At 73.5% G+C, this 23772-nt stretch carries 18 protein-coding genes; 5 read left to right on the forward strand and 13 right to left on the reverse strand.

The window, feature by feature from the left end; translation table 11 throughout:
• Positions 1–134 precede the first annotated feature (134 nt).
• On the forward strand, positions 135–617 hold the full coding sequence (locus ACFYPR_RS20230) for a hypothetical protein (protein WP_387261545.1): 483 nt from the start codon (positions 135–137) through the stop codon (positions 615–617).
• Between the two features lie 75 nt (positions 618–692).
• On the forward strand, positions 693–1883 hold the full coding sequence (locus ACFYPR_RS20235) for an MFS transporter (protein WP_387261548.1): 1191 nt from the start codon (positions 693–695) through the stop codon (positions 1881–1883).
• A 78-nt stretch (positions 1884–1961) separates the two neighbouring features.
• On the opposite strand, the gene ACFYPR_RS20240 is transcribed toward ACFYPR_RS20235, so the two are convergent.
• Genes ACFYPR_RS20240 through ACFYPR_RS20290 form a run of 11 tightly spaced genes read right to left on the reverse strand, consistent with a single transcriptional unit; the run spans position 1962 to position 19031 of the window.
• The gene (locus ACFYPR_RS20240) at positions 1962–3191 is read right to left on the reverse strand and encodes a 2-oxo acid dehydrogenase subunit E2 (RefSeq protein ID WP_387261551.1); all 1230 of its coding nucleotides are present in this window, start codon (positions 3189–3191) and stop codon (positions 1962–1964) included.
• A complete protein-coding gene (locus tag ACFYPR_RS20245; protein WP_387261554.1) occupies positions 3184–4197 on the reverse strand; it encodes an alpha-ketoacid dehydrogenase subunit beta in 1014 nt (337 codons plus the stop codon). Before ACFYPR_RS20245 ends, ACFYPR_RS20240 begins: the two co-directional genes overlap by 8 nt.
• A complete protein-coding gene (locus ACFYPR_RS20250) occupies positions 4190–5128 on the reverse strand; it encodes a thiamine pyrophosphate-dependent dehydrogenase E1 component subunit alpha (RefSeq protein ID WP_387261557.1) in 939 nt (312 codons plus the stop codon). Before ACFYPR_RS20250 ends, ACFYPR_RS20245 begins: the two co-directional genes overlap by 8 nt.
• Positions 5125–5373 carry an acyl carrier protein gene (locus ACFYPR_RS20255; RefSeq protein ID WP_355066403.1) on the reverse strand — a complete coding sequence of 83 codons (249 nt, stop codon included), beginning with the start codon at positions 5371–5373 and terminating at the stop codon, positions 5125–5127. The genes ACFYPR_RS20250 and ACFYPR_RS20255 overlap by 4 nt, the downstream gene beginning before the upstream one ends.
• Positions 5366–7249, reverse strand: a complete 1884-nt coding sequence (locus ACFYPR_RS20260) for an HAD-IIIC family phosphatase (RefSeq protein ID WP_387261560.1) — start codon at positions 7247–7249, stop codon at positions 5366–5368. Before ACFYPR_RS20260 ends, ACFYPR_RS20255 begins: the two co-directional genes overlap by 8 nt.
• A 36-nt stretch (positions 7250–7285) precedes the next feature.
• Positions 7286–8314 carry a 3-oxoacyl-[acyl-carrier-protein] synthase III C-terminal domain-containing protein gene (locus ACFYPR_RS20265; protein WP_355066401.1) on the reverse strand — a complete coding sequence of 343 codons (1029 nt, stop codon included), beginning with the start codon at positions 8312–8314 and terminating at the stop codon, positions 7286–7288.
• Positions 8311–9939: a hypothetical protein gene (locus ACFYPR_RS20270; RefSeq protein WP_387261563.1), complete on the reverse strand. Its 1629-nt coding sequence runs from the start codon at positions 9937–9939 to the stop codon at positions 8311–8313. Before ACFYPR_RS20270 ends, ACFYPR_RS20265 begins: the two co-directional genes overlap by 4 nt.
• Positions 9936–10166, reverse strand: coding sequence for an acyl carrier protein (locus tag ACFYPR_RS20275; protein WP_234591281.1), 231 nt, complete (start codon positions 10164–10166; stop codon positions 9936–9938). The genes ACFYPR_RS20270 and ACFYPR_RS20275 overlap by 4 nt, the downstream gene beginning before the upstream one ends.
• On the reverse strand, positions 10163–11551 hold the full coding sequence (locus ACFYPR_RS20280; protein ID WP_355066399.1) for an MFS transporter: 1389 nt from the start codon (positions 11549–11551) through the stop codon (positions 10163–10165). Before ACFYPR_RS20280 ends, ACFYPR_RS20275 begins: the two co-directional genes overlap by 4 nt.
• 11 nt (positions 11552–11562) lie before the next feature.
• Positions 11563–18222, reverse strand: a complete 6660-nt coding sequence (locus tag ACFYPR_RS20285) for a condensation domain-containing protein (protein WP_387261565.1) — start codon at positions 18220–18222, stop codon at positions 11563–11565.
• Positions 18219–19031: a thioesterase II family protein gene (locus tag ACFYPR_RS20290; RefSeq protein WP_387261568.1), complete on the reverse strand. Its 813-nt coding sequence runs from the start codon at positions 19029–19031 to the stop codon at positions 18219–18221. The genes ACFYPR_RS20285 and ACFYPR_RS20290 overlap by 4 nt, the downstream gene beginning before the upstream one ends.
• Before the next feature lie 172 nt (positions 19032–19203).
• Here ACFYPR_RS20290 and ACFYPR_RS20295 point away from each other — a divergent pair, with 172 nt between their 5' ends.
• Complete coding sequence (locus ACFYPR_RS20295) at positions 19204–19752, forward strand: hypothetical protein (RefSeq protein ID WP_387261570.1); 549 nt, start codon at positions 19204–19206, stop codon at positions 19750–19752.
• 37 nt (positions 19753–19789) lie between these two features.
• Here the strand turns inward: ACFYPR_RS20295 and ACFYPR_RS20300 are convergent, their stop codons facing one another.
• Positions 19790–20398, reverse strand: coding sequence for a class I SAM-dependent methyltransferase (locus tag ACFYPR_RS20300; protein WP_355066391.1), 609 nt, complete (start codon positions 20396–20398; stop codon positions 19790–19792).
• An 89-nt stretch (positions 20399–20487) separates the two neighbouring features.
• Here ACFYPR_RS20300 and ACFYPR_RS20305 point away from each other — a divergent pair, with 89 nt between their 5' ends.
• Complete coding sequence (locus tag ACFYPR_RS20305; RefSeq protein WP_355066389.1) at positions 20488–21570, forward strand: low temperature requirement protein A; 1083 nt, start codon at positions 20488–20490, stop codon at positions 21568–21570.
• Between the two features lie 125 nt (positions 21571–21695).
• Here ACFYPR_RS20305 and ACFYPR_RS20310 read toward each other — a convergent pair whose 3' ends face one another.
• Positions 21696–22232 (reverse strand): hypothetical protein, encoded by a 537-nt coding sequence (locus tag ACFYPR_RS20310; RefSeq protein WP_355066388.1) that lies wholly within the window; start codon positions 22230–22232, stop codon positions 21696–21698.
• A gap of 444 nt (positions 22233–22676) precedes the next feature.
• Between ACFYPR_RS20310 and ACFYPR_RS20315 the strand changes: the two genes are divergently transcribed.
• Positions 22677–23768: a hypothetical protein gene (locus tag ACFYPR_RS20315; protein WP_355066386.1), complete on the forward strand. Its 1092-nt coding sequence runs from the start codon at positions 22677–22679 to the stop codon at positions 23766–23768.
• Positions 23769–23772: the final 4 nt, after the last annotated feature.

Raw genomic sequence — 23772 nt, forward strand, 5'->3', positions numbered from 1 at the left:
CCGACGCCGCTGGCAGGCCCCCCTCTGCTGCCTGTAGAGCTGCCCCATGCCTGGGGCGGCTCGCGTCGCCCGGAGATTGGGCGCGCCCCCGCTCGGGGGTCCGCCGCACCGAACTGTCAATGTAATGTTGACGGATGACGACGACGCCGTTGGCCGGCCTGGCTGAGGTGCGCGCTGCTCGTGCCCACCTGGACGAGCGGGAGGCGGAGCTGATCGACCGGGCGCGCCACGACGGCGCGACCTGGGCGCAGGTCGCGACGGCGCTGGGGCTCGGCAGCCGGCAGGCCGCCGAGCAGCGCCGTCAGCGCCTGGCGGCCGCGCGACGTGCTCGGCGACATGACCTCGACCGTGGCTACCCGTCGCAGATCGCGGCGTTGCGGGGCGCGGTGGCCGACCTCGGGCGCTGGATCGCGACGGACCGGCGGTGGGATTCCCGCTTTCCTCGGGCGGCACTCGTTCGGAGCACAGTGGAGGCCGCCCTGGACGCCGCCCCGGGCTCGCTCTACGCGCTGGCCCTGCACCTCCGCGCCGACCTCGAAGCCGCGGGCGACCGGCGACCGCCACCGGTGCGAGTCATAGCGTCGACGGTGGACACCGTGCTGTCAACGACCCATTGACATCGCCCGACGCCATTGCCTGAGCCTGGCTCAAGAATCAGGATGTGAGTCAACTCGGCTCAACCTGGAGGGCTCATGCGGCGCAACGCGGGTCTGTTCGTGGCGATCTCGCTGCTGTCCGGCTTCGGCAGCAGCGCCATGTCCCTGGTGGCCGGCATCTGGATCCTGGACCTCACCGGCTCCACCGGTCTGGCCGCACTGGTCGGGCTCTGCGTGTACGCCCCGGTGCTCGCCGGCCCGTGGCTGGGCGGCCTGCTCGACCGGGCGCCCCGACGGGCGCTGGTGATCGCCGTCAACCTCCTGCTGGCAGCCGCGCTGCTGGCGCTCCTCGCCGTCCGCGGCCCGGGGCAGACGTGGGTCATCTTCGCCGTCTCGTGCGCCTACGGTGTCAGCTACGTGCTGATCGACGCGGGCGAGACGGCGCTGCTGCCGTCCGCGCTGTCGCCGACGGACCTCGGCGACGTCAACGGGTGGCGGTCGAGCGCGCAGGAGGGCATGAAGCTCGTCGCCCCGCTGGCCGGCGCGGGCCTGTACGCCTGGCACGGCGGCCACGCGGTCGCCGTGCTGAGCGCGGCCATGCCGCTCCTGGTCGCCGTTCTGTACCTGGCGGTGCGCCTGAACCGGACGCCGCCCGAACGGCCGACGCGGCGGCATCGCGGCCTGCGCGCCGGGCTTGCGGTCCTGCTCGGACAGCGGACGATCCGCGTGCCGGTCGTGCTCGCGGCCGTGTCGATCGCCATGTCGGGCTTCACGACCGCGGCCGTCTACGCGGTCGTCGTCACGGAACTGCGCCTTCCGACCACGTTTCTGGGTGTGCTGGCCAGCGCGCAGGGCGCCGGCTCGATCCTCGGTGGACTGGTCGTCGGCCGGCTCCTCACCCGACGGGGTCCCGTCGCCGTCGGCGTGGCCGGGGCGGTGCTGTTCGCCGTGGGTTGCCTGGCGCGCTGCCTGCCCTGGTGGCCGGCCACGGTCGCGGGTGCCGCGGTCGCCGGCATCGGGCTGCCGTGGACCCTGGTCGCGGCGGTGACCGCCGTGCAGACGCACAGCCCGGCGGCGCTGCTCGGCCGGGTCGCCGCGACGGCCAACACGGCGATGTTCGGCCCGCTCGTCCTGGCGATCCCGCTCGGCTCCGCCGCCGTCCACTTCGGCGGTCGTCCGCCGCTGATCGCCGCCGCCGTGCTCTGCCTGACGGCCGCGGCCACCCTGCGCCCGCCCAGGCCACGACAACCCGACGCGAGCGCCCCGCTCGTGATCGTTGGCAGCTGAGCGGTGCGACACGCCGGCCCCACCACTGCTCAGCTGCCAACGATCACGACAGCCAGACATCACGAGCGGTTGACGAACTCACCCGTCGACGGCGATCCGGTCGAGGAGGTCGGCGAGGTGGTCCGGGGACTCCAGCGCGGCCTTCACGGCCTGGAGGAAGGCGACCGCCTCCCGGCCGTTGACCACCCGGTGGTCGTAGACGGCGCTCAGGTTGACGTAGCGGCGCGTCACGACCTGGCCGTCCGCGTCCAGCGCCAACTCGTCCTGGGTGCCGCCGATCGCCACCACGCAGGTCTGACCGGGAAAGACGATCGGCCCGGCGAGCACCACGTCGGGGTCGGTGTGCAGGGAGACGACGATGGTGCCGCCGGCCAGCTCGCCGGCCCGGAAACCCTCACCGCCGGCCCGGGAGCGGAAGTCCATCAGCGTCTCGGCGATCTCCACGCAGGTCAGCTCCTCCACGTCGCGGACCACCGGGATGAACAGCCCCGTGCCGACGTCGATGGTGACGCCGACGTGGGCCGCCTCGGCCAGTCGTACGCTGCTGCCGTCGCCGGGTGCGGCGAAGAGCAACGGGTGGTCCTCGCGCAACCCACCGATGGCCTTGACCAGCAGCTCCGGCAGGCCGACCAGGGTGCGGGTGGCGCGGGTGAGCTGCCGGGCCACCGCGAGGGCGGCGTCGACGCGGACCTTGATGACGGCGAGCGCCGCCGGCACCTCGCGGTGGGACTCGGTGACCACGGCGGCCACGGCGCGCTGCGCGCGGGAGAGCGCGTGCACCGGGCGCGGATCGTCCGGCTCCGGGCCGTCGCCGGCCGCCAGCGCGGCGGCCGCGGCCACCACCACCGGCTCGGTCGCGGCCGCGGGCGCCGCCGACCGGTCGGCCAGCAGGCGTTCCACGTCGGTACGCCGCACGACCGCCTTGCCGAGGCCGCGCAGCTCGTCGTCGCCGAGACCGTGCGCGGCCGCGAGTTCCCGGGCCGAGTCGGTGAGCACCGGCCCGCCGGGGGAGGCGTCCGGCAGGGGTACGACAGCCGGGGCGACCGCCTCGGCGAGGAAGCGTTGCCGGGCCTCTTCGCTGTCGAAGACGTGACCGATGACGTCGCCCGGGGCGCACTCCCGGTTCACCTCGACGAGCCGGTGCAGGACGCCGTCGCCGTCGCTGAGCAGCTCCTCGGCCGCCTTGGAGGTCTCCACCTCGGCGATCGGCTCGCCGGCGCGCACCTGCTCGCCGTTCTCGGCCAGCCAGTCGAGCAGGACGTACGTCGTGTCGTTGTTGTTGAGCTTGGGGACGACCAGGTCAGTCACCACTGACGACCTCCTTCACGGCCTGGCGGATGTCGGTGTCCTGCACCAGCACGGTGCGTTCGAGATGCGCGGCGGTCGGGATGACGCTGTCGGCGGAGTGCACGAGGCGTACCGGCGCGCGCAGCGATCCCCAGAGCCGCCGGTGCACGGCCTGCGCCAGCTCGGCGCCCCAGGTGCCGCCGGCGGTGCTCTCCTCGGCCACCACCACCCGGCCGGCCCGCGCGATCGGCGGCAGCAGGGTGTCGGTGTCCAGCGGCCAGAGCCGCGACGGCACCAGCACCTGGCAGACGATGTCGTCGCGCAGCAGCAGCTCCCGGGCCACCGACACCGCCCGGGCGGCCAACCCGCCGGGTACGACCAGCACGCAGTCGACCTGCTCCTCCTCGTCCACCCGGACCCGGGCGACGTCGGCGTCCGGGCCGATCAGGTCGTAGCGGAACAGCTCGTCCACCACGCCGTCGGCGTACATGCGGGTGGTGTAGAGGACCTTGTCCTCGAAGAGCAGACCCGGCCGGCCGGTGGCGAGCATGCCCGCGAGCACCGCCCGGTTGTCGTGGAACGGCGACACCTCGTGCAGGCTCAGGCCGGGGATGCCGATGAAGTGCTTCAGCGGGCTCTGGCTGTGCGTCGGGCCGTACCCCCGGTTGCCGCCGGTGGGGCAGCGCACCACCAGCCGCATCGGCACCCGCCTGCCGTACATGGCGGTGGACTTGCTGGCGAAGTTGAGGATCTGGTCGAACGCCAGCGCCACGAAGTCACTGAACATGATCTCGACGATCGCGCTCTGCCCGGCCAGGGCCAGACCGCCGGCCACGCCGACGATGCCGCCCTCGCTCAACGGGGTGGACAGCACCCGCTCCGGCCAGCGCGCCGACAGCCCTCGGGTCACCTTGAACGCCCCGCCGTACGGGTCGACGAGGTCCTCCCCGAGCACGGTCAGCGCGGGGTCGTCGGCCAGCAGCGCGTGCAACGCCTGGTTGAGGTTCTCCACCACCCGCTCAGCCACGGTCGGCCTCCGCCCAGCGGCTCGCCGGTCGGCCGGCGACGTCGGCGACCACCTGCGCCACGTACGCCCGTTGTCGCTCGTCGTGCGCGCCGAACTGCTCCGGGTACGCCTGGGCGTAGCGGGCGTACCAGTCGTGCGCCCGCGCGTGCGCGATCTCCTCCGGGCGGCGGCTGTCGTCGCCCTTGCTGTGCGGTCCCACCCGGTGCGTGAGCAGCTCCACCACGTACGGCGTGGACCGCTCGCGGACCCGGCGCAGCACCGGCGTCAGCGCGGCCCGGACCACCTCGGTGTCGGTGGAGGTCACCCGCAGGTGGTCCACCCCGAACGCCCGCGCCCGCCCGCCGATGCTGCCGGCGAGCTGCGCGTCGGTGGGCGTGGACTGGGCGATGCCGTTGTTCTCGACCACCAGCAGCAGCGGCAGCCCCCACAGCGCGGCCATGTTCAACGCCTCGTAGACGGCACCCTCGCCCCAGGTGCCGTCGCCCAGGTAGACAAGCGCCAGTCGGCCCGGCTCGGTGCGCTTGAGGTGCAGCGCCACTCCGGCGGCCACCGGCACGCTCTCGCCCTGCACCCCGGTCGACAGGTAGCGGTCCCGCAGGATGTGCTGGCTGCCGCCGACGCCGTGGCACACCGCGCCCTCGCGGCCCATCACCTCGGCCAGCAGGCCGTGCGGGTCGGCGAACCGGGCCAGGTAGTGCCCGTGGCCCCGGTGGTTGCTGAACACGAAGTCGCCGTCGGTGAGCAGCGGGCGCAGCGCCACCGGCACGTACTCCTGGCCCAGGCAGGTGTGGGTGGTGCCGTGCAGCTCGCCCCGGCCGAACATGTCCAGCAGGGCCAGCTCGAAGTGCCGGATCAGCAGCAACAGGTCCAGGTCGGCGTCGGCGAGCCGGGTCGGCGCGATCGGCGGCGCCTCGGTGCGGGTGGCGGTCACCGGGATGCCCCGTCCAGCTCGCCGGCGACGAGGTCGACCAGTTCGCCGACCGCGGTCACCGCCAGGTACGCCCGCAGGTCCAGGCGTACGCCGAGGTCGTCCTCCAGCGCGGAGAGCAGACGCAGCGCCTCCAGGCTGGTCCAGTTGGCCAGCGACGCGAACCGGACGTCGGGCGAGATCTCCTCGGCCGGTACGTCCGCGACCTGCTCGATGAGGTCCGCGACGGTGGTGAACAGGTCAGGCACGGATGTCTCCCTCCTCCAGGGCGATCCACGCCGGCAGCAGCCGGGGCGGGGGATGCAGCGGCAACACGTGCCGGGTGGTGCCGTCGTCGACGGATGCCACGGTGAAGCCCGCGGCGGGCCAGACGGCGCCGCCGGGCTTGTTGCGGGCGGTGGGCCGGAACAGGGCCTCCAGCCGGGTCGCGCCGGCGGCTCGGGCCAGCTCCGCCACCCGGTGCAGCGCCGCCTGCTCGACACCCCGGGAGAAGACCCGGCAGCTGAGCACGAAGTTCTCGATCACCCAGGCGTCCGGGTCGTTCCGGTCCAGCCACAGGCCGCCCACCAGCCCCTCGGCGCCGAACCGGTCGGTCACCTCGACGGTGAGCACCAGGTGGTCGGGGGAGTCGGCGCGCGCCCGGGTCTGCGCCTCGGTGTGCGCGCGCTCGGTCATGGTGAACTGGTTGGTGCGCAGCCCGAGCTGCGCGAGCCGGGGCAGGCTGTGCTCGTCGACCTCCCGGACGGTGACGCGCAACGTCAGCTCGTGCAGGTAGTCGGCCGCCGAGTCGAACGTGGCGGCGAAGCGCTCCCGCCCGGCGCGGGCCCGGTACAGCTCGGTGCGTTCCCGGTCGGTGGCGCCGGTGGCCAGCACGGTGAAGTGCCCCTCGGTGAGCAGCCGGGTGGGGAAGCCCGCCGGGTCGCCGGCCAACTCCACCACCCGTACGGTCGGCAGTTCGCGGCGTACCAGCTCGCACTCGAACGGGCTGTCGTCGGCGAACACGACGGCGTCCAGGCCCAGGTTGAGGGTGGTGGCGAGCTGGCGCAGGTTCTCGTCCTTGCGTCCCCAGTTCACCGCCTGGGCGACGAAGTCGTCGGAGCGCAGCAGCAGGTCCGGATGCTGCGTGAACGCCTCCGCCACCAGCTCGGGGTCGTTCTTGCTGCACACCGCGAGCAGCACGCCCTGCCGGCGCAGCGCCAACGCGCGGCGCTGCACGTCCCGGTGGCAGTTGCCCGGATAGTCGGTGCCCAGCCGGATGCCGGTGAGCCCGTCGTCGCCGAGCACGCCCGCCCAGAGGGTGTTGTCCAGGTCCAGCGCGAGCACCTTCGCCGTCCGGCCAAGGACCGCGCGGCAGAAGGTGGCGGCCTCGTGCGCGTACCGGCGCTCCACCGTGGGCGTCCACGCCATGCTGGCGAACCGGTACAGGCGCTCGTCGCGCACCGGGCCGTCGTGGTCCACCAGCAGCGTCTCCAGATCCAGGGTGTACGTCGTGTCCCGCCCGCCCAGCTCCAACAGCTGGGAGTTCAGCTCCCGCCAGATCCGGCCCAGCTCGGCCCGGCCCCGGAAGCTGACCAGGCCGCGGTGCTCCAACGGCGACAGCGGCACGGTGTGCAGCAGCACCGCGCCCTCGTTGCGCGCCGCGTACCCGCGCAGCGCGGCGGCGAGCACGCCGGCCCGTTCGCCCAGCACGTCGGCGAGGCCGGCCAGGTCGCCGGGGTCCCACTCGGCGGGCAGGAACCAGCCGTCATGCAGCAGGCAGAGCGTGACGTCCGGCCGGAACTCGGCGAGCGCCGAGCGCGGGTCGCTGAGGTCGAGCACGAGCTGGTCGAAGCCGGAGACGTGGATCTCGGCGGCGATGCCGATCCGCAGCAGCGCCACCCGCAGCAGCGGTTCCAGCGTGCCCGGCGTGAACGTGCCGGTGACCGCGACCCGCAGCGGGCGCAGCGGGAAGTCGGCGCTGGCCAGCTTCTCGACGGGCACGTCGGCGAGCAGCCGACCGGCGGACGCGACGGTGGTGACCGCCGCGTCGTCCAGGTGGACCAGGCCGGGCGCCAGCTCCGGGTCGGCGGCCGCGTTGGGTCGGCGCAGCCGGCGGATCCGGTGCAGGACCTCCTCGACTCTCATGTTCGGTGTTCCTTCCCGTCGGTGTGGTGCGGCCGGTCAGACCCGCAGCAGGGTGCAGACCCAGTGCATGCCGCTGCCGGTGCTGGTCAGCGCGACCAGGTCGCCGTCGGTCAGCTCGCCGCTGTCGAGGTGGCGTTCCAGGCCGATGAGCTGGTCGGCGCAGCCGATGTGGCCGTGGGCGAGGGCCAGCTCGACGTTGGTCCGCTCCAGCTCGACGCCGAGGTCCTTGGCCAGCTCCGCGAACTGCCGGGCGTTGTCGTGGAAGTGCACGAACCGGTGGACGTCGGCCAGCGTCACGCCCGCCCGGGCGCACGCCGTCTCCACCACCTGCCGGTTGCGCTCCCGGATCGTCGCGACGAACCGGAACATCCGGCGTACGTCCCCGGCGAAGAACTCGTTGAGCCGGTCGGCCGGGTCACCGACGCGGGGGGTGCCGCCGTCCGGGGTGAACGGCTGCGCCGCGCCGCCGACGGGCATGCGCATGAAGCCCGCGTACCGGCCGTCGGTGATGGTCTCGGTGGCCAGCCAGCGGCACCGGTCGTGGTCGCGCACCAGCACGGCCGCCGCCGCTCCGTCGGAGAAGACGCTTGTGTTCACCTCCATCCGGTTCCAGTACGGCTCGCACACCCGGTTCGCGCCGATCAGCAGCGCCGTCCGGTACTCGGGGTGGGTGGCGAACCGCCCGGCCACCGTGTCGAACGCGGCCACCCCACCGCCGCACGCCTGGTTGAGCAGCACCGCCTCGGCCCGGTGCGCGCCGAGGCGGGCCTGGGTGTGCGCGGCCGGGTCCCAGTAGAGGTACTCGGCCAGGTCGGGGATGGCCAGCACCACCAGGTCCACGTCGGCGGCGCTCAGCCCGGCCCGGTCCAGGGCCGTGCCGCCGGCCACGACCGCCAGGTCGGTCACCCCGACGCCGGGGCCGGCCCGGTGGAACGCGCGGTACTCCCAGGACCGCAACCGGTCCAGATCCTGGGTGTACGCGGCCGCGGCAGCCGCCACGTCGACCGGCTCGCCGAGGACGTGGGCCAGCGCGGCCACCCCGACGCCGACCGGCGGCGCGCTCATCGCCGTACCGCCGTGGCTGTCGGCGGTGTCGATGCGGCCGCTGTCGGCGGTGTCGATGCCGTCGCCGACGGTGGCGTCGAATTGTCGTCGGACGTGTGGGCGGCGCGCAGCCGGACCCGGGGGTCGGCGGGCGCGACACCGTCCAACTCGGACAGGAAGCGCCGAGCGGTGCCGTTGCGGCCCGTGTCGGTCCAGCGGACCAGCACCTCGCCAGCGCCGGCCGCGCCCGCCCGCCGGGTCACCTCCCGCAGCACGGCCGCCTCGACGCCCTTACCGAGCACCGGGCAGGAGAGGGAGAAGACGTCGACGGTCCAGCGGTCGACGGTCCGGTCCAGCGCGACGAGGCCCGAGGTGCCGTAGTCGCCGAGCCGGTCGCGTACCCGGATCGCCAGCAGGTCGGCGGCCCGCTCGGCCAGCGCGGCGGCCGGTGGGGCGGGGGCGAGGGCGAAGTCGTGCGCCCGTGCGGCGACCTCGGCGACCTCGGCGACGCTGTCGGCGGCCACCGGCCGGTAGTCGACGTGGACGTCCAGGCCGGCCACGAAGTCGTCCAGGGACAGCTCGGTGGGCGCGACGGCAGGCCGGGACGTGCCGCCGGTCCACCGTCGGGCCGGGAGCCGGTCGGTCAGTCCCGCCGCCCGCAGCTCGTCCGACCAGAGCGCGGGATCGGACCCGAGCGGGACGTGTCGCGGCGGCGCCTGCGTCGGGCCGGTACCCGCCAGCACGAGCTGGGCCAGCGCGACGTCCAGCTCGTCGGCGATCTCGGCGAGCTGGTCGGCCAGCGGCCGCTCGTCGGTGACCCAGCCGTCCAGCACCGCCAACAGGTCCGTCGCGTCGGCGCTCGACCACCAGTCGGCGCCGGTGGCCCGCAGCGCCACGCGTACGCCGGCGGCGCGCAGCTCGCGCAGCGCCGGCAGCAGGTGCGCCGCCCCGGTCAGCCCGTCGCCGTCGAGCACCAGCGCTCGGCAGCCCGCGCCGAACCCGGCGGCCACCAGCGCGGCGGCGGTGGCGCCGAGCCGCGCGAAGACCTCCTCGGTGTACGGCACCTTCGCGAAGCGGAACAGCGCCGGGTGATACGCCCGCTCGTCACCGACGGCCCGGACCGCCTCGTCGGCGTCGACGAGCAGCACCCACGGGTCGCCGGCCAGCCGGTCGCGCAGCCGTTGCCGGACGGCGGTGGCGCTGGCGGTCACCCCGTCGGCGTGCATCGCGTCGGCCGGCCCGTACGGGCGGGAGGCGGGGACGGCCGGCAGGACGTACACCAGCAGGGCCCGGTGCCGGCGCGCGGCGGTGACTGCCGCCTCGGCCCCGGCCAGCAGCTCCGCCGCCCACGCGTCGCCGCTCGGACCGGGGTCGCCGGCCTCTTCCAGGCGCTGCGCCACCACCAGCACGTCGGGTCGCGCCTCGGCGAGGAAGCCGTCGGTGGCGAGACACTGCTGCACGACCTGCTGGAACGGGCCGACGGCGAGCGTGGCCGGCAGCCCGGTGTCGTGCAGGGCCAGCCCCAGGTACGGCACCAGCGGATCCACCGTGTAGCTGGCCAGCAGCGCGACGCGCAGCGCCGGTGCCGGCCGCTGGCGGGTGAGCGCCTGCCAGCGGGTGCGTCGGGAGAACAGGTCGGCGCTCATCGGGTCTCCGTGCCCTTGGCGCGCAGCACGGTGCGCAGCTCGCCGACGCTGCGCACGTCGCGGATCTCCTCGAAGGCGAAGGACAGCCCGTAGACCTCCTCCAGGGTCACCACCAGTTGCAGGTGCCGCAGGCTGGTCCAGGTGCCGATGGTCTGCGGCCCGGACTCGTCGGTCACCTCGGCCGGGTCGACCTCCAGGACCCCGGCCACCACCTCGGTCAGCGTCACTTCGCCACCACCGCGCGGTCGTCGGTCAGCTCGTCGGTGCCGCTCGGCGATGGCAGCGGGGCCGGCGGGTCGGTCGGCTCGTCGTAGTCGGGCAGGTCGACCTCCATCCGGCGGATGCTCGGCGAGGCGAACCCGGCCGCCGCGACGCCGATGCCGAACAGGCCGACGATCACGAAGATCAGGCCCATCCCCGCGCCGGGTCCGCTGCCGACCAGCCACCCGAAGTACGGGACCCCGGGCCCGCCGTCGCGCATCATCGGCTCGAACCAGCGGTCCGCGGCGATACCGGCCAGGGCGGTGCCGCCGGGGTACGCGAGGTCCTCGATGAACTGGCGGGCGGCGAAGACGCGGCCCTGGTGCGACGGCTCGACCTTCTCCTGCCACACCGACTGGGCGTACCCGTCGATGAACGGGATGGACAGGTGCAGGAAGAGCAGGGCGACCGACCAGACGATGATGCTGTCCCCGACGCCGTAGACGATCCGGCCGAGGACGCTGAAGACCAGGATGGCGATGAGCATCCGGCGGATCTTGTGGCGGGTGTTGGGCAGCAGCCCGAGCAGGAGCGCGCCGGCCACACCGCCCACCGCGCCGATGGTCTGCACCAGGCCGACCGCGTTGGTGCTGCTGTCGGTGCGGGCCAGGATCTGCGGCACCAGCAGGGCGAAGCCGACCGCGGCGAGCACGTTGATGGCGAACATGATCGCTTCCAGCCCGGTGAACGCCCGACTGGCCAGGATGTAGCGGAAGCCGTAGATCGTGTCGTACCAGAAGCCGCCCTCGTTCTGCTGCGTCGAGCGGGGCCTGGGTGGGAGCTGCACCAGCAGCACCGCGCCGATCGCCACCAGGTAGGACAGCGCGTCGATGAGCAGGATGACCTTGATGTCCATCAGGCCGAGCAGCGCGGCGGCGAAGCCGGGGGCGAAGATCACCGGGATGGTCCGGACCGCGAACATCATCGCGTTGGCCCTCGGGTACTGGCCCTTCTCCATCATCACGGTGATGGTCGCCTGGTACGCCGGCAGCTGGAACGCGAGGAACGCGCCGGTGACCAGGTTGACCAGGTACAGGTGCCACACCTCGACCGAGCCGCTGAGGAACAGCAGCAGCACGACGGCGGTGGTGATCGCCGAGCCGACGTCACTGAGCACGATGGTCAGTCGTCGTCCCCACCGGTCGACCAGCGCGCCGGCGATCGGGCTGAAGATCACTGTCGCGCCGAACGCGAACGCCATCAGCATGGTCAGGTCGAAGGCCCGGCCGGTGGCGTCCCACACCCAGATGCTCAGGGCGAAGTTCGTCATCCGGGTGCCGAGCGCCGACAGCAGCTGGCCGAACCAGATCGTGGTGAACCCGGCGAACCGGGACGGGCGTCGGAACGCCATGGGGTCTCCTCCTACTGCCGTGGCGGTTGCCCGTGGTTCCCGACCAGGCGCAGGAGGCTGGTCCGGATGCCGTCGAGCAGGTTCTCAGCGGTCTCCGGCCGGAAGGCCGGAGTGGCGTAGCTCAGATCGACGCGCAGTGCGGGGCCGGTGAGCGACCCCGTCACGTCGAAGGGGAAGGGCCAGTGCCCGTCGGGGTCCTCGGTCGGCCCGAACGGCGCCGTGCAGACATCGAGGAGCTGGTTGGCCGGGGCGACGTCGTCGAAGCCGAAGCCGCCCATGTAGTTGACCGCGACCGGCGGCGGTGGCGTCGCGGCCAACCGGTCCCGTACGTCGTCGTCGGGGCAGAGGTGGCGCAGCAGCGAGTACCCGATGCCGTTGTCCGGGACCCGGCCGAGCTGGCGGATCACGGAGCGGACCGAGCGCGCCGCGTCGGTGGTGGCGGGCAGTTCCAGCCGTAGGGGATAGAGCACCTGGAACCATCCCGTGGTGCGACTGACGTCGACGTCGTCGAAGAGCGGTTCCCGGCCGTGGCCGGTCGTGGCGACGGTGACCGCGCCCCCGGTACGCCCCGCGACGGTGGCCACCACGGCCCACACGAGCAGGTCCCGCACGCTGGCGCGCAGCCGGCGGGCGGCGGCGTGCAGTCCCCGGGTCGCCGCCTCGTCCAGCGTCACGGTGGCCAGGCCCAGGTCACCGAGGCGGAACGGCGCGGCCCTCGGCTCGTCGGCCAGCTGGGCCAGCACACCCTCGTCGGCCTGCGCCAGCCAGAACGGCAACTGCTCGCGCAGCTGCGGCGAGCCCGCGTACTCGGCCAGCCGCCGCGCCCAGGCCCGGTACGACGTGGTCTTCGCGGGCAACGCCGGCTCGACCCCGCGTTCGAGCTGGTCGCAGAGCGTCTCCAGGTCGGCCAGGAGCACGCCCCGGGAGACCGCGTCGACGACGAGGTGGTGGTTGACGAGCAGCAGCCGATCGGGCAGCTCCGGGCCGAGCCGGAAATGCGCCACCCGGGCCAGCGGGCCGGCCGTGAGGTCCAGACCGGTCTGCGCCTCGGCGCAGCGGGCCTCGACGGCCGCCTCCCGCTCGTCGACGCCGAGCCCGGTCAGGTCGTGGCTGACGAACGGGACCGCGTCGGCGGGGTCGGCGTGGTGCTGACGCCAGCTCCCGTCCGGCTGGCGGGTCAGGCGAAGCCGCAGGGCGTCGTGCTGGGCCACCAGCCGGCGGACCGCCTCGCGGAGCAGGTCGGCCGGGAGCGGGCGGGCCAGCTGGAGGTAGTAGGGGTGGTTGAACAGGGCGGGCCGGCCCATGGTGGGGGCGACCAGGTCGGTGAACCAGCGCTGCGCGCCGGTCAGCGGGGCGTCGCCGTGCACCGCGCCCTGTTCGGCGTCCAGCGCCACAGTCGTCTCCCCGAGGCTGGCGGCCAGCTCGGCGACGGTGGGGTGGCGGACGAGCTGTCGCGGGGTGATGTGGATGCCGGCCGCCGCGCAGCGGGCGACGAGCTGCATCGCGAGCAGCGAGTCACCGCCGACGGCGAAGAAGTCGTCGTTGATGCCGAGCTGGTTGGTGCGCAGCAGCTCCGACCAGATCGCCACGAGCTGACGTTCCCGGTCGGTGCGCGGCGCGGCGGCGGCCCGGTCGGCCGAGCGCCGGTACCCGTCGGTGACCGCGCCGCGCAGCGCCGCCGCGTCGCTCAGCTCGGTGGCCACCTCGGCGAGCAGGCCGGCGGGAATCCGGTCGACCGGCGCGTCGGCGGCCCGGGAGACGTCCGCGTCGAGCGACCAGAGGCCACGCAGCACGTCCACCGGCCCGTTCGCCGGGTCGAAGGGCAGCGCCGGGGCGTCCGGCGGCGCGGGTTCGGTGGCCGGGTGCAGGACCAGCGTGGCCGCGTCGGTGGGCGGGGTCGGGGCGTACCCGATGATCCCGGCGGTGACCAGCGCGGACAGCTCCGCGCCCTGCGGCGTGGTGGTGAGCAGCACCTCGCGCCCGGACCGGGCCTGGGCCGCGAGCAGCCGGGCCAGCTCCGCCTGCCGGTGCGCCGGCCCGGCCGGTACGACCAGCCGGCTCAGGGCCGGGTGCCGGACCGCCCGCCGCACCACCAGGGTCGCGGCGACCGCCGCCAGCTCCGGCGACCAGGCGTCGCCGGCGAACAGCTCCGGCACCCGGTAGCGTCGCGCCCACGCCTCGACCGCGACGACGTCGACGTCGGGCCGGGCCTCGGCCAGCCGCGCGGTCAGCTCCGCGAAGACCGCGCTCCACGGCGACGTCCGGTACGGCGGCGACGGCGGGCACACCACGAGCGTCAGCGCCGCCGCGCTGTGCCCCCGGTGGACGTCCAGTGCCGCCAGCAGCTCGGTGTGGAAGTCGCGCAGCCCGACGATGCCCGCCCCCAGCGGACCGGGTGTCCGCCGGTCCTCCCAGCGCAGCACCAGCACGTTGTGGTCCCGTTGCCCGGTCGCCAGGCCGGCGGCCGGATCGCGCAGCAGCCGCAGCAGCGCGCCGGACGGCAGGTGTTCGAGGGCGTGCGGCAGGCCGAGCAGCCCCGTCCAGAAGCGGACGGTCGCCGCCAGCCCCGGCACCTCGACGGTGCCGCCGACGACCAGCCGGGGCGCCGGCGGCGCGAGGCGGCGGGGCGCCGACACGCGCCGTCCCCCGCCGAGCGGGGCGTCCGGCCGACGAACCCCCTCGTCGAGCACCTTCGCGAGCCCGGTCAGCAGCCGGACCATCCGCTCCGGCCCGAACAGGTCGGCCCGGTACGCCAGGTCGGCGTGCAGGTCGTCGCCCTGCCAGGTGACGCTGAGGAAGAGGTCGAAGTCGACACCGACGCTCGGCACCTCGACCGGCGTGGCGGCCAGCCCGGCGAACTCCGGCAGCTCGTCGGCGCCGTCGAGGACGTTGAGCACGCACTGGAACAGCGGGTGGTACGCGGCCTGCCGGGGCAGCCGCAGCGCCTCCACGATGGTCGCGAACGGCAGCCCCTGGTGCCGGTACGCCTCCCGTGCCGTCCGGTACGCCCGGGTCACGAGCTGCCGGAAGGTGGGCCGGCCGCCCACGTCCACGCGCAGCGGCAGCAGGTCGGCGAAGCAGCCGATCAGCGGGGCGAGTTCGGCGCGTTCCCGGCCGGCGGTGGGTACGCCGAACACCAGGTCCGGTTGCCCGCTCTCGGTGTGCAGGAGGGCGGCGAAGCCGGCCAGCAGCACAGCGAACGGGGTGACCCCCTCCGCCCGGGCCAGCTCCCGCACCGCCGCACCGAGCCCGGTGCCCAACCGCTGTGCCTGATAGCCGGCGACGTCCGAGCGCTCCGCGGGGCGGGGGTGGTCGGTGGGCAGGTCCAGCAGCGGCGGCGCGTCGGCCAGCCGCTCCCGCCAGTACGCCAGGTGCGGCTCGACGGCGGTGGACGCCAACCAGTCGCGTTGGTGTCGGGCGTAGTCGGCGAACTGCACCGGCAGCGGGGGAAGCGGCCGGTCGACGCCGGTGGCGTGGTGGGCGTACCGGGCGGCGAGGTCGTCGAGCAGGATGCTCCACGAGGTGTTGTCGCAGACGATGTGGTGCATGCCGAGCAGCAGGTGCCAGCGCTGCTCGGGCAGCCGCAGCAGGCGGGCCCGCACCAGCGGGCCGGCGGCCAGGTCGTACCGGTGCGCGGCCAGCTCGGCGGCCGCCCGGCGCAGCGCCCGGGCCTGCTTCGCCGCCGGCAGCCCGGTCAGGTCCAGCGTCTCCAGCCACGGGTCGACGTGCGGGCGTACCACGGGTTCCGGTTCGCCGCCCCGGTCGGAGAAGGTCGTCCGCAGCACCTCGTGCCGGGCCAGCACGTCGTCGAACGCCCGGCGCAGCGACGTCTTGTCGAGGTCGCCGCGCAGCTCGACGGCGGCGGTGGTGTTGTGCCGGACGACGTCGTCGCCGAGCTGGTCGAGGGCCCACAGCCGTACCTGCGCCGAGGAGGCCACCGCGGGCGTACCCGGCGGGGCGGGGGTGAGCGGGGCGAGCGCGGTGGCGTCCGGGTCGGCGTCCAGCACGGCGGCGAGCCCGGCCACGGTCGGGTTGGTGAACAGGGTGTAGAGCGACACCTCGCGACCGAACTCGGCCTGCACCTGCGACAGCAGACCGGTGGCGAGCAGCGAGTGCCCACCGAGGTGGAAGAAGTCGCTTGTCACACCGACCTGCTCGACACCGAGCGCGGCGGCCCACAGGCCGGCGAGCCGCTCCTCGGTCGGGGTGCGCGGCGCGACGATCTCGCCGTCGGCCGCCGCGACAACCGCCGGGGCCGGGCGGCTCCGGTCGGCGACCGCCGCGGCCGTACTCAACTCCTCGACGACGTACGCGGCCCGCTCCGACCCGATCGCCGTGCGCAGCCCACTCGCCCCGGTGGCCGGCACCGGCGCGGGCGGGTCCAGCGGCCAGACGTGGGCGAGCAGCCGGCGCAGCTCGTCCCACCCGGCGGGCACGGCCAGCGCCAGCACGCCCGGGTGCGCCTCGCGCAGCGCCGCGACGGCCTGCGGGTCGGTGTCGAGCACCACAGTGGTCGCCGGGTCGGCGTCGGCGAGCGCGGCGGCCGTGTACGCCCGTACCTCGTGACCGGGCAGCGCGCCGACGAGCCGGTCGACCGGCAGCCGTTCGGCGTCGACGAGCACCAGCCGGCGCGGCTGGCCGACGAGCCGCCGCAGCTCCCGCAGCACGATCGTGCCCAGCGCCGCGAAGTACTCGCCCGTGTACGGCACGTGGCCCAACTCGTCCGCGCGCTCGTCGCTCACCTCGCTCACCGGGTACGCGCCGGCGTGGTCGGCTGCCCAGACCGCGTGCACCCCCGGCGTACGGGCGGCCAACGCGGCCAGCCGGTCGTCGAGGCGGCCGGACCGCTCGCCGAGCCGGTCGGCGACGCGCGGCGACGCGGGGCACACCACCAGCAGCAGCGGGGCGTCGGTCCGCCGTCGGTACGCGGCCACCGCCGCGTCGAGGTCGTCCAACGCCGCGTCGAGGGCCGCCTCCGCGCCGGTGTCGTCCTGCCGGCGCAACCAGTCCTCCCACCGCAGCAGGCAGACCGTGGCGTCGGCCGCCGGCCCGGCCAGCAGGTGGGCCACCAGTTGGCCGTACCCGGCCAGCTCCACCGACGCGGGTACGCGCAAAAAGCGCAGCCAGAACTCCACCGGATCGCGCAGCGGGTCCACGGTGAAGGTGGCCGCCAGGGCGATGCGGTGGCGGCGCAGCCCGGTCACCTCCGACAGCGGCCGGCCCGGCGCGTCCGCCATGACGCGCAGCAGCTCCGGCAGCCGACCCACAGTCGCGGCGATCGTCTCGTCGAGGTACAGGTCGGCGTTGAAGTCGACCGCGCCGTCGATCCGGTCACCGTGCGCGGTCAGGCTGACGAACAGGTCGAAGTCGGTGAGGCCACTCTCGGCGGGCACCGGCCGGAAGGTGACTCCGGCGGCCTGCCGCTGCTCCACGCCGCCGTCGGTCATGGTGGCCAGCACCTGGAACAGCGGGTTCACGCTGGGATCGCGGACCGGGCGGACCTCCTCCACCACCCGTGCGTACGGGGCCTCCTGATGGGCGTACGCCTCGCTGACCGTGCGGTGCACCCGGCGGACGAGGTCGCGCACGCTCGGGTCGCCGCCGGTGTCCACCCGCAGCACCAGCATGGTGGCGAAGCAGCCGATCAGCGGTTCCAGGTCGGTGCTCGCCCGGCCGGCGGTGGGCATGCCGAGCAGCAGGTCGTCCTGGCCGGTGGCCTGTCGCAGCAGGGCGGTCAGCCCGGCGAGGACCACGGCGTTGACGGTGGCGCCCGCGCTGCGGGCCAGTCCGGCGAGGGCGGCGGCCACCTCGGCGTCGACGGTGAACGGCAGGCTCCGGCCCCGGTGGGTCTGCACCGGCGGCCGGGGGCGGTCCGGTGGCAGCGTCGAGCGGGCCGGCGCCGAGGCGAGCCGCTCCCGCCAGTGCGCCAGGTGACCGGCCAGCTCCCGCTCCGCCTCCGGCCGGCGGCGGGCGGCGACGTGCGCGACGAACCGGGTGGGCAGCGCGGGCAGCCCGGCCGGTACGCCGGCGGCGAACTCGCCGTACCAGCTCACCAACTCCTCGACGAACACGCCGGCCGACCAGGCGTCGAAGACGATGTGGTGCGCGGTCACCAGCAGCAGGTGCTCGTCGGCGGCGAGGGCGAGCAGCCGTACCGCGAGCAGCGGCCCGCTGGTGAGGTCGAAGGTGACGGCCGCGTGCGCGGCCACCTCCCGGTCGACCGCCGCCTGCCGCTCCGACTCCGGCAGCGCCGTCAGGTCGAGGACCGGAAGCGGCACCTCCAGGGCCTCCGACACCCGCTGGGTGACGACGCCGTCGACGCTCGCGAACACGATCCGCAGCGCGTCGTGCCGGGCCACCACCGCGTCGACCGCCCGGTGCACCGCCGTGACGTCGAGAGGGCCGGTGATCCGCTCGGCGAAGGGCACGTTGTAGACCGGCGTGCCGGGCTCCAGCCGGTCCAGGAACCAGAGCTGCTCCTGGGTGAAGGAGAGCGGATAGCTGGCCGGTACGCCGCCCGATCGGGGCGTCGGCACGGCGGTGTCGGGTCGGCTGGCGCGGGCCTCGCTGGCGCGGGCCTGGCTGGCACGGCCCTGGCGCAGCCGCAGGGCCAGCAGCTCCCGCTGCTCGGGGGTGAGGTCGGCGAGGTCCGGGTGCAGGTCCTGGGTCATCGGGTGGCCCCTTCGACGTACGCGCGGTCGGCGGCCGGCCCGCCGCCGAGCAGGCGGGACAGCGGGGGAGGGGAGTCGTGCAGGTAGAGGTGACCCCCGGGCACGACGGTCAGCGAGAAACCGGAGTCGGTGCAGGCCGCCCAGCCGGCCACCTCGTCCGGGCTGACCAGGGGGTCGTCGGCCGCCGCCACCGCGTCCACGGGCAGCGGCAGCGGCGGCACGGTCGCCGGCCGGTACGACGCGACGACTGTCAGGTCGGCCCGCACGGTGGGCAGGATCAGCTCCAGCAGGCCGGGGTCGTCGAGCACCTCGTCCGGGATCCCGCCCAGGTCGTGCAGCCACCGGGTCAGCGCCGCGTCGTCGAGGCGGTGCGCCGCGCCCAGCGGTGCCGCGTTGCGCGGCGGACGGGCCGCCGAGACCACCAGACGCTGCGGTACGTGGTCTCGCGCGACCAGGCGGGCGGCCACCTCGTACCCGATCAGGCCGCCCATGCTGTGGCCGAAGATCGCGAACGGCGCCGGCACCCGCTCGACGATCGCCTCGACCAGCGGGGGCACCAGTTCGTCCATCGTGCTCAGTGGCGGGTCGGCCAGCCGGCGCTCACGGCCGGGCAGCTGCGCGGTCCACACCTCCACGTCGTCGCCGAGCAGGGTGGTCCATGGCCGGTACGCGGCAGCTCCGGCACCGGCGTACGGCAGGCACACCAGCCGCAGCCGGGCGGCCGGGCGCGGCGCGACGCAGCTCAACCAGGCTGCGGCGCCGGCCGCTCGGGTGGCGGTCGTCGGCATGGATACGGGTGGTGTCGCCATGCCCGCACACGCTAGGAACGGGCCGTGACAGCGGTCTTAGCGTCGGCTGAGGGTTCGTCGCGGTGTCCGCTGCGCGCGGCCCGAGCGAGCGGTCCGCGCTCTCGGCGAGGACGGCCTCATCCAGCTCGAGCCCGCCGAGGCGACGAGCGGTGGGGATCCTAGAGTGGCCGGCGTGCCGATGAAAACCGCTGCCCTGACGACGACGCTGACGTTTCTCTTCGTCGCTGCGGTCGCCTGTGCGCCCTCGGCCCCTTCGCCGCAGCCCACGAGCGCTGATCTGACGGGAATGTGGTGCGGCTCCTCGGGCGACCGGATTGATCTGCGCGAGGACGGGTCGGCGCGGCTGGACGCGATCTCGGACGCCTACCTCTTTCACGTCGTCAGGGATCTCCGGGTCACGTGGAGCGACGAGTACATCTGGCGCACCTACTTCGACGGCCGCCGGCCTGCTTCGGCTCAGGGCACGTGGACCTTCAGCGAATACGAGGACGAATACGACGAGGACCACGACGACGGCGACCAGTGGGTGCGACTTGACCTCGGGGAACGCAAGGCCGCGCCCACGCGTGACCAGCAATCCCCGGAGCGCTACACATTCGGCGACGGGCTGCTGGTCAGCCATGACGGCAAGGGGTTCGAGCTGTTGGCCCTCGATGGGATGCCGGACGAGGGATGGTCGAGCCGCTTCACCCCCTGCGCCGAGCGGCCGGTCGGACGATGAAGCCGCCCGGCAGTGGCTGTCGCGGTGGCTCGTCGCCCTACTGCTCGGTGGCGACCGCCGCGATGGCGTAGTGCGGCCGATGGACGCCACTGTCGGGCCGCTCCAGGCGCTCGACCTCGGTGAAGCCGGCGCGCGCCAGCCGCTCGGAGATCTCGTCGACGGGCCACCGGTAGGCGGTCATGACCTTGTGGTCGAAGGCGTCGATCTCGTCGCCGGCGAAGAGGCCCAGCACCAACCTCCCGGACGGGGCCAGGGCACGCCGGAACGTGGTGAGCACGCCGTCGAGGCGCTGCGGCGGCAGGTGGATCAGCGAGTACCAGGCCAGGATGCCGGCGACCGAGTGGTCGGCGACGTCGAGGTCGTCCAGCGACCCGAGGCGGTAGCTGCCGCCGGGGTGGGTCGCCCGCGCGTGGGCGATGAACTCGGGCACCACGTCCACGCCCGTGGCGTCGACGCCCAGCGAACGAAGGTGGTCGGTGAGGTGACCCGGGCCGCAGCCCAGGTCGAGCACCGGACCGGGTCGGCCCCCCAGGTGCCGGCCGATGAGGGCGAGGTCGTCGGGGTCCACCCGCTCACGCGTGCCGAACAGTTCGATGTAGAGATCCGCGACCGCGGCGTACGCCTGCCGTACCTGTTCCGTGCCCACCGCCCGACTATAGGAGCGCCGGACCGGGTCGGCCCACCGCACGCAACCCCCCGTCCAAAAGATCGTTAATGCCCGGGGGTGTGTCCGGGATGTCGCACGCGTGGACGGGACGGCTGCTGCGGGATCCGGTGGCGGGCGCCGCCGAGGCGCTGTTCTTCTTCCTGCTGCTCTGGTTGATCTGGATGTTGGCGGCCTGGGTCACCAGCCTCTACGATCCGGCGCTGCCGTTCGTCCAGGCGCTGGTCATCGTGGTCATGTTCGGCGCGCTGGTGCTGGCCATCGGGATGCCCCACGTGTTCGGCGGCCGAGCCGTGGTGTTCGCGGGCACCTACGTCACCATCCAGCTCGGCCGGCCGCTCGCGCTCACCCTGGCGTTGCGCCGCCAACCACGACGGTTGGTGACCACCCGCATCACGATCTGGACGGCCGTCGTCGCAGTGCCCTGGCTCGTCGGCGCCGCCGTGAGCGAGCACGCCCGGCCCGCGGTCTGGGCCGGCGCCCTGGCCATCGAGTACGTGGGGTTCGCCACCGGCTGGCCGATACCCCGGCTCGGCGCCTCCCGGGTGAACCAGTGGGTGATCAACGGGGTCCACCTGGTGGAGCGCTACCAGCAGGTGTTCCTGATCGCACTCGGCGAGGCGATCCTGGTGATCGGCCTGGCCTCCAGCGCGGACCCGTTGACCCCCGCGGCGGTCGCCGCCTTCGTCATCGCGTTCGCCGTCACCGTGCTGTTCTGGCGGATCTACTTCCACCGTGCCGGACACCTGCTCCCCCCGGCGATCCGCGACTCCCGGTCCCCGGCGCGACTCGGTGAGAGGGCGACCTACATCCACCTGGTGACGGTGGCCAGCGTGCTGATCACCGCAGTCGGATTCGAGCTGGTCATCGCCCACCCCGCCGACGAGGGCGCGTTGCCGCCGGCGGTCATCATGCTCGGTGGTCCGGCGCTGTTCCTCCTCGCGCAGGCCTGGGCGGAGTACGAGGTCTTCAGGCGGCGCCCCGTCCACCGGCTGGCCGGGGCGTTGGTGCTGGCCGCGGCAGTCCCGGTCGGCGCCCTGCTGCCGGGCCTGGCGGTCCTGGTCATGGCCGCCGTGGTGCTCGTCCTCGTCGGCGGGGCCGACACGCTGGTCAGCCACCTGAAAGATGCCGATGATCTGCCCTCACCCGCGTGACGGGAATCAGGGTCGCTCGGTAAAAGACCTGAGGGGAAACCGGGGCCGCACCCCCGGCGGCTGCCGTGGTGGAGCGTCGCCGTGCTGCTCGTCGGCATCGTCCTGCCCTCCGTCGACGTCGGCCATCAGCGGGTCAGGTCGGCATAGACCGCGATCTGCCAGGCGAGCACGGCCGTGGCGGCGACCTCAATGAGAGATACGGCGACGAAGGCGACGCTCAGGGGCCCGTTCGCCCAGAAGACGATCAGAGCGGCGAGCGGCGGGACGACGAAGGTGCCAAGGTCGACGGCGAGTTGCAGATACTTCCTGGAGACGCGGCGGGCGTCCGAGCGGTGAGCCGTCTCCCAGCCGAAGGCGGCCTCACCTCCAGCGGTCAGCGCGACCAGGCGGGGGCCAAGGTCGGTGCGGACGTAGCGACCGATCGCGGAAATCTTTTCGTCGTTGATCAAATAAGTCCATCCGAGAACGACGCTTGCCACGGGCAGCAGGAGCAACAGGTTGGCGTGGCCCTTCACGGAGAGAGCGGCCGCGACAACCGCCGCCATCGAGCCGAGGGTGGCATAGATCAGATTGTCGCGGAACCCGATCCGGGTGCGCTGCTCCTGTTTCAGCTGCTCATACTCGGTGAGCAGCAAACCGCCGGTAGTGATCTCGCCGACCATGCACGTCCTCCCGGATCGACAGGTGATGCGCCCCATGATGCCCGAGGCCACCAAGGACGGGCGATCGGTGAATAAGTCGACAACCTTGGCCCGTCGGGCGGCGCAGACGAGCAGGTATCCAGCGATTACCCGGCATTGTTGTCGCCCTGTCGGTCGTGCTCCTTGGCCGAGCGTAGGTCTTCCCGTCAGTCGTCTGTCCATTGTCGGGTTTCGACACCGATGGACGGCACTTTCGCATCTTCACAGGCCGTGTTGGCGCTGCTAGGTTTGCCCAGGATCCGCCCCCGGCGCGTGTGGGGGAGCCGGGGGTTACACCCAATCGGACAAGGGCGGCTGTGCCTCACACCGTCCGCAACATGACTCGGGGCATCGATGACTGGTCGACAGGCGTCGATATCGGCGACGGTGTACCAGCCGACGTGGAACGAGCACCTGGCGTTGCACGTGTCCAAGCTGGTCGTGGGTTTGGCGACCAACCCGCTGAGCCGCACTGTCCAGGATGGACTTGATCGCTGGTTGGCGGCGAAGAGGTCGGCCGCCGAAGACGGCTACCGGGTCTCCGTCCCGGGTGACGCCACGATCGACCGCCTGTGGCACCGGTGGGGCGAGGTCGCCACCGGCTGGCCGAGTGAGCAGAGAGCCTGCCTCGACCTCACCAACTGCGCATTCTCCGATGTGGCAGGTCCTGCCTTTCTCATCTCGAAAATGGTCGAGCGGCACCGCCTCGGGCTGGTTACCAGAGTCCGACTTCCCGAGCAGCCAGAGATGATCAATTTCCTCCGGGAAATCAACTTCCTGGAGGCGATGACCGTCGCCACCGAGACTCCGCTGCCTCAATTGCTGACCACGCAGAGCGTGTACCGATTGACCCGGGTCGACTCCTATCCTCACCGCCGGACGGCGGCCAGACGCCCGACCCTGCCCTTCAACATCTTTCCCTTCAAGGTCCTGCCACTCGGGTCGAGCACTCGGCACGCACCGGCAGTGCGGTACGCGGCGGACTGGCTGTCGAAGCATGTGGTCGCGGCGCTCGATCGGGATCTGGACGGCCATGGCGCGCAGGTGGCCCGCCGGGTCATCCTGGAGACCCTGATCCGCGCGTCGATCGGCCACGAGAAGCGGACCGCGGTTGTCGCCGCGCACTACGGGATGCGACGTTCCGGTCGCGCCCACCTGCAGATCGCCTTCTGGTGGGACGGTGCCGACGATCGATCGACCCAGGTGGCAACGGCCGATCTGCTTGACCTGGTGTTCGAGGAGGCGCAGGAAACGCTCGCCACTGTGGCGCCCACGTCCACCGCGCTCCGAGACGCCTGGCAGCCGCCGAACAATCCCACCGTGCTCGCCAGCGCGGTGATCGACATTTTCGGCGGCCAGCTCGACGCCTACGGTGCCGACGTGCACCTCGCCGTGGCCCGTGACCGCAGTGACGGCAGCGACGTCCCAGCTCTGCCACCGACGATCACCTGCGATCAGTCGCACCGTGGGACAGTGCGTGGCGACCTCGTAGTCGTGACCCTTCCGCTCAGCGACTAGTTCG

The organism is Micromonospora sp. NPDC005254, from assembly GCF_042872525.1.
Classification (GTDB): Bacteria; Actinomycetota; Actinomycetes; order Mycobacteriales; family Micromonosporaceae; genus Micromonospora.

Excerpts from the sequence above, each read along its gene's own strand:
- ACFYPR_RS20230 (WP_387261545.1), top strand. The coding sequence starts at position 135 with ATGACGACGACGCCGTTGGCCGGCCTGGCTGAGGTGCGCGCTGCTCGT.
- ACFYPR_RS20235 (WP_387261548.1), top strand. The coding sequence starts at position 693 with ATGCGGCGCAACGCGGGTCTGTTCGTGGCGATCTCGCTGCTGTCCGGC.
- ACFYPR_RS20260 (WP_387261560.1), bottom strand. The coding sequence starts at position 7,249 with ATGAGAGTCGAGGAGGTCCTGCACCGGATCCGCCGGCTGCGCCGACCC.
- ACFYPR_RS20265 (WP_355066401.1), bottom strand. The coding sequence starts at position 8,314 with ATGAGCGCGCCGCCGGTCGGCGTCGGGGTGGCCGCGCTGGCCCACGTC.
- ACFYPR_RS20270 (WP_387261563.1), bottom strand. The coding sequence starts at position 9,939 with ATGAGCGCCGACCTGTTCTCCCGACGCACCCGCTGGCAGGCGCTCACC.
- ACFYPR_RS20280 (WP_355066399.1), bottom strand. The coding sequence starts at position 11,551 with ATGGCGTTCCGACGCCCGTCCCGGTTCGCCGGGTTCACCACGATCTGG.
- ACFYPR_RS20285 (WP_387261565.1), bottom strand. The coding sequence starts at position 18,222 with ATGACCCAGGACCTGCACCCGGACCTCGCCGACCTCACCCCCGAGCAG.
- ACFYPR_RS20290 (WP_387261568.1), bottom strand. The coding sequence starts at position 19,031 with ATGGCGACACCACCCGTATCCATGCCGACGACCGCCACCCGAGCGGCC.
- ACFYPR_RS20305 (WP_355066389.1), top strand. The coding sequence starts at position 20,488 with ATGTCGCACGCGTGGACGGGACGGCTGCTGCGGGATCCGGTGGCGGGC.
- ACFYPR_RS20310 (WP_355066388.1), bottom strand. The coding sequence starts at position 22,232 with ATGGTCGGCGAGATCACTACCGGCGGTTTGCTGCTCACCGAGTATGAG.